Origin of the sequence: Micromonospora sp. C28SCA-DRY-2, from assembly GCF_030519475.1 — a bacterium.
Taxonomy (GTDB): domain Bacteria; phylum Actinomycetota; class Actinomycetes; order Mycobacteriales; family Micromonosporaceae; genus Micromonospora.
On the sequence record NZ_JAUMKD010000004.1, the window covers coordinates 636,326 to 642,405 of the forward strand.

The 6,080-nt window shown below is 66.9% G+C and carries 4 protein-coding genes; all 4 read left to right on the forward strand.

All coding sequences use genetic code 11. The features are described 5' to 3' along the window. The first annotated feature begins 84 nt into the window (after window positions 1–84). Window positions 85–2,268: an ATP-binding protein gene (locus tag Q3W71_RS20645; RefSeq protein ID WP_302920987.1), complete on the forward strand. Its 2,184-nt coding sequence runs from the start codon at window positions 85–87 to the stop codon at window positions 2,266–2,268. Continuing rightward, window positions 2,265–3,449, forward strand: a complete 1,185-nt coding sequence (locus Q3W71_RS20650) for a hypothetical protein (protein WP_302920988.1) — start codon at window positions 2,265–2,267, stop codon at window positions 3,447–3,449. Before Q3W71_RS20645 ends, Q3W71_RS20650 begins: the two co-directional genes overlap by 4 nt. 1,097 nt (window positions 3,450–4,546) lie before the next feature. Continuing rightward, a complete protein-coding gene (locus tag Q3W71_RS20655) occupies window positions 4,547–4,849 on the forward strand; it encodes a hypothetical protein (protein WP_302920989.1) in 303 nt (100 codons plus the stop codon). 209 nt (window positions 4,850–5,058) lie between these two features. Further along, window positions 5,059–6,080 (forward strand): NAD-dependent epimerase/dehydratase family protein (locus tag Q3W71_RS20660; RefSeq protein ID WP_302920990.1); only part of this gene is annotated, 1,022 nt, incomplete at its 3' end.

Consider the following 6,080-nt stretch of genomic DNA (forward strand, 5'->3'; position numbering starts at 1 on the left):
CTACTTGCCCTGCTCACACAGAGTCGAAGTCCGCGATCGCCGAGCCCGTGAAGCACCATGGCCCAAGCTGGAAGGAACAAATAGGTGACGACAGATCCCGCCAAGTCGGCACTAAGACCGAGGGCACGGCTGCTACGCGCCCTCGGCGCCGACCTGATCAGTAATGAGTCTGTCGCCCTCGTCGAGCTGGTCAAGAACGCCTACGACGCCGACGCCCAGAACGTCGTCATCCGCTTCGTCCCGCCCCTGGCAGAGGGAGAGGGCGCCATCGAGGTCGTGGACGATGGACACGGCATGTCGGCCGACACTATCGCCAACACCTGGATCGAGATCGCGACAGCTAACCGCCGGCGAGGGGCCACTAGCCGACGGTTCGGCCGGGCTTTCCTCGGCGAGAAGGGCATCGGACGGTTCGCCGCCGCCAAACTCGCCCAGATCATGACCCTTGCCAGCAGAACGGACAACACTAACGAGGTCGTCCTCGACATCGACTGGAACGCCTTCTCTGACGAGACCGCGTACCTCGACGAAATACCGATCGGCTGGCGCGAGGGACAGACCGACTACTTCGCGCCCGACGGTGCGGCCAACACCGTCCGCCTCGCCTGGGGACTGGACCCCACCGCCCACGGCACCATGCTCCACCTCGGCGCGCTCACGCAGGCATGGACAGAAGCCCACGTGAGCGACCTCCGCCGCGACCTGTCCCGGCTCATCGCGCCCGGTCGCCCCAGAAGCAGGCAAGACGACGTCTTCACCATCATCATCGACGCCACCGGAGAGCTCGAGCACCTGGCCGGCCCCGTCGAACCCAACCCCGCCCTGGCGAACCCTCCCTACCGGCTCACCGCATCCGTCGGCGCCGATGGGCACGCTACAGGTACCGTCACGGTCCACGGGAACTCGCAGCCGTTCGACCTCCGCATTCCCGGCGACGACAACGACGAACTCCCCTGCGGGGCCTTCACCGTCAACATCAGCGTCTGGGACCGAGATCTGGAAGGGATCAAGGCTCTCGGACTTGATGTACCGATGAAGGACTTCCGGGAGGACCTGTCCGCCATTGCCGGCGTCTCGCTTTACCGCGACGGTTTCCGTGTCCTTCCGTACGGCGAGGCCGGTAACGACTGGCTCGGCCTCGACCGCAGTCGTGTGAACAATCCGCAGCTGAGGCTGTCGAACAATCAGGTCATAGGCGAGGTCGCTATATCCGCTCGTGGCAACGCCGCGCTGCGCGATCAGACCAATCGCGAGGGACTGATCGACAATTCCGCCTATCGGGCCCTGGTCCGCGCGATCAAGGCGGTCCTCAACGAACTGGAGTGGCGGCGGGAACAACACCGTACGCGAGAACGCACTAAGACCACGACGAACCCGCCGGTCGACACCCCCTCGGGTGAACCTCGCATACACAGACGCCCACTGTTCAGCGAGTTCGAGGTCTCTGACATCGCCGACGCTGTCCGAGAACGGCTGCCCACGGGCGACCCCCTCGTCTCCATCGTCGAGGAGCGTGAACAACTTATCGCTGACGGGGTGCGGCGGGTACGAGAAACGCTATCTCGCTACTCGCGTTTGGCGGTGCTCGGCCGCTTGGTCGATGACATTATTCACGACGGCCAACACCCCACCGGTCGCATCGTCGGCCTCACCGACCTCGCCGAGCAGACCATCGGTCGCAGAGACCAGGCATGCCCCGACAAACTTGCCGCGGTGACCAAGCATCTCGCGGCCGTCAGAACCCAGACCGACGCCCTCACCGCCCTGTTCAGGCGCATCCAGCCCTTCGGTGGACGACGCCGCGGGCGACCCACCGAGTACGTTCTCGAACAGGTTGTGCGTGATGCGGTCGACGTTTTATCGAGCCGTGCCGCACAGCACAAGGTAGACGTGCAGCTCGACGCATCCGGCCGCACCCAGGTCCGACTTGACCCGGCAGAGGTGCAGCAAGTCGTGGTCAACCTCGTCGACAATGCCATCTACTGGTTGTCAACCGTGCGCGACCGGCCCCGAAAGGTTCACGTGTCCGTTCGCAGACTCGACGACGGCGCCGCATGCCTGACTGTCGATGACTCAGGACCCGGTGTCCCTCACGACATCCGCGACGTGATCTTCGAGCCCTACTTCACAAGACGCGAGGAAGGCACGGGACTCGGCTTGGCCATAGCCGGCGAGATCGTCGACGACGTATACGACGGTGAACTCACCCTAGTCGAGAGTGACCTTGGTGGAGCGGCGTTCCAGGCAGTATTCCGGAGGCGGGTTTGACCACTGAATGGCGTGTACTGCTGGTCGACGACGACGTCGAGATCCACGCCGCTGTCACAGAGTTCGCCCGAGGACGCGGTGCGGAGGAGCACGGCTATCTCCTCGAATGCGTGACCGATTTCGACGAAGGGCTTACCCGGCTGGTCACCTCGCCTCCCGACTTGGTGATTCTCGATGTCCGAAATTTCCACACCCGGTCGAATGCACTTGAGGAGGCGCCGGCCGAGGACGACACTGCGGGTCGACGCTTGTACGAGCGTCTCAGCGAACACCGCTTCGTTCCGGTCGTATTCTTCACCGCCGTCGATCACCTCGTCCGTGATCTGCACGAACCTCCGCTGCGGTCGGTGATCGAGAAGACTGCCGGCTACCGGTTGTTGTTCAACGCTCTCGACGAGGTCATCGACTCAGGGTTGCCGGCCGTCCTGCGCGACCTCCACGCACACGTAGCGGCGGTGATCCGCCGCTACGTCGGCGAGTACGTTCGCGGCCAATGGCAGGCACTCGCGGCGGCCGGGATCACCCCGCAGCACCTCGGCCGTCAACTTGTCGAGCTGCTCGCCACCAGCCTGCGACGGGCCGTCGATGACGGCACTGATTCGGATCTTGCCCGGCGGCTCTCCGTTGGGGACGACTGGCATCCCGCCCTCTACTACGTGCACCCACCCATCGGAGATCGCCTAGACACAGGCGACATTGTGCAAGTCAGTGAGAACCTCTACGGGATCGTGGTGACACCGTCCTGCACACTCGAACACCAAAAGTACGACACGCTTAACATGATCGCCGCTGAACCAATCACCGTCGCCGCTTCCACGAGGGACTGGCTGACCGAGTCGAGAAGGCTCGTAACGGCAGGGGCGAACAAGATAGCGCCAGGTAACGGCACCGTCAAGGAAATCCTCGCCGGCAAGTCTCCACGGTACTTCTACCTCCCCGCCTACCTCGATGTCGTACCAGACATGATCGTTGACGTCGAACGGACCATCGCGGTGCCACGCGACGGTGTAGTGCACCTGAGTCGGACGACGTCGTTGTCCGAGAGGTACAAGGCCGCCGTACTGGCCCATCGCGAACGCTACTACCAGCGCATTGGGTTGACCGACCTCCCTGTAGAGCTGGTGTTGAGGAACCTGCTGGGGCCAATACCTAGCGTTGTGACTCCCCGTCGTGGAAGTTAGTGCTCGTTGTCCGACGATGCCCGTAGCTACAGCGATGATGATGCCTTCCTCGCTTGGAGGGAGGCCGTGCACCGGCTGACCGCAGAGCGGGCGGCAGCGAGGTCTTGGCGTCACGGTAGGTACAGCTTCGCCCATCGTCTTGGTGAAGCCTTGGTTGGTGGTACCGATGCGAATGCCCGGCCGATCAAGGGACCGGTGATCTACGGAGTGTGGCTGCGCTGGGGATTGCTCTATGTTGGCCAGACCAGCAAGGCGGAACGGCGGTTGCGTGACCTAGCGGTGGGGGAGAGCCATCACCTTGCCAGCACCTTTCCGCGCGAGATCTGGCACAAGGTTTTAGTCGTGGCCTGGCCCGAGCTTCCTCAAGCCCGGCTCCTTACCAAGGATCTCGGTTCCAATATTGTTGGGCTGGCGCTCGAGCACGCGTTACAGGAGCATCTGGGCCCACTCGTGAACTCTGAGCGGCGGAGACCCGAAGGTGGGTGGCGTGACGTAGTCTGGCGAGCCAGCAGGTCCCGAGGCGCCCGAGCGGCCCACAATGTTGTCTACCTCGTCCAGGCGGTACTTGAGGTCTGGGAGGTAGCCACTGTCCGGCCAACGGCGGGGGTAGAACTGCCACCGGCCTGTCGGGTCGTCTTTCCCGAGGAGTTGCTGAAACAAAGGCATGGCCCGACGCCGTGACGACCGCAGGGGGTGTCCAGTAACCGTTGCGATGACCGAGTCTTTGGATCAGCCCGTACCGCACCCGTCTGCCGCCCGGTGGCATAGATGCTCGTATAAGAAAATGGGAGCAGCCCACGAGCGCCGTGGATCCACAGTGGGTTGCAGGCGGGCCAACCCCGCTGCTCAAGCGCCTGATCGTTCATGTGCCCACAGAAACTCTATGGATTAGAAGTCCACAGCTCTGCCATTGAGCTAGCGGCCCGCGCGCTCAGGTTACCGGACATCGTGTCGATGCGACTCTCGCCCGCCGCGCCGCTCCCGCCGGGCAGCGGGCGCCGGCCAACGCCGCACGGCGCTCCCGAACCACCGGCCCGGCCTCCCCCGCCGTCGTCCGGTACGGGTATGGGGGAGGCCGAGCGGGGAACCGTACCGGCATGAGGATGAGCAGCACCCCGGCCGTGGCGGCGTCCAGCGAGGAGATCGGCCCGGATGGCGTACGGGAGCCGGGCGGCGAGGTGCACGCCTGGCTGCCGGGGCAGAACCAGACCGTCTGCGGGCTGCCGTTGAGCCGTACCCGACTGCGCCGCTTCCCGCACGTGCGGTTCGACTACTCGGGCACCGACCAGCTCACCGAGGCCGACCCGGTCGGCTGGATCTGCCCGCGCTGCCTGGCCGCCACCGCCGGCCGGCGACGGGACGAGAAGCGCGCCTGGGTCCGCCACGCTCCCCGGCCCTGACGGCCGCTCCTCCGCTGTCCGGCCCGGCGCGCTTGCCACCGGGCGGCGGGATCACCGGGGCGTCCAGGGAGTGTCCCGACCAGGGGTCCGGCCCGGGCGCGAGGTTTGCCGCAGCGAGCCGGGAGAGCGAGCGGAGCACGCCGAGGCCACGGGCCGGCAGGTGGCGAAGACGGGCGGTTGATGGGCGGCTGACCGGGTACGGGTCGGGCATGCGGATCGTGGTGGTGGGGGCGACCGGCAACGCGGGTACCGCCCTGTTGCGGCGGCTGCGCCGCGAGCGTGGCGTCGAGCTGGCCGGGGTGGTCCGCCGGCTGCCCGGCCCGGACGCCGGTGAGCCGTACGACCAGGTGGAGTGGCACTCCTGCGACATCGGCCAGCCCGGCGCGGCCGGGCAACTCGCCGAGGTGTTCGCCGGGGCGGACGCGGTGGTGCACCTGGCCTGGCAGATCCAGCCCAGCCACGACCAGCGGGTGCTGCGGCGGACCAACGTCGAGGGCAGCCGGGCGGTGTTCGACGCGCTGGCCCGGGCCAAGGTCCCGGCCCTGGTGTACGCCTCGTCGGTCGGCGTCTACGCCTCCGGCCCGAAGGACCACCCGGTGAGCGAGCGCTGGCCGGCGACCGGGGTGCCCGGGTCGTCGTACAGCCGGCACAAGGCCGAGGTCGAGGCGCTGCTCGACCGGTTGGAGCGGGAGCATCCGGCGGTGCGGGTGGTGCGGATGCGACCCGGGTTGAATTTCCAGCGGCAGGCCGCCACCGAGATCAGCCGCTATTTCCTCGGCCCGTTCGCGCCGGTCCGGCTGCTGAGGTACGAGCGGATCCCGCTGGTGCCGACCCACCGCCGGCTGCGGATGCAGGCGGTGCACACCGACGACGTCGCCGACGCGTACGCCCGGGCTGTGCTGGGTGATGCGCGCGGCCCCTTCAACCTGGCCGCGGACCCGGTGCTGACCCCGGAGCTGGTGGCCCGGCACTTCCACGGCTGGACGGTGCCGGTGGCCGCCCCGGTGCTGCGCGTCGCCGCCGCGCTGACCTGGCGGGCGCGGCTGCAACCGATCGACGCCGGCTGGGTGGAGCTGGCGCTGAACGCGCCGCTGATGTCCAGCGAGCGGGCCGAGCGCGAACTGGGCTGGGAGCCCCGCACCGACGCGCTCGCCGCCCTGAAGGAGCTCTTCGCCGGCATGGCCGACCGCGCCCACACCCCCAGCCCACCCATGTCCGCCGCCCGCCACCT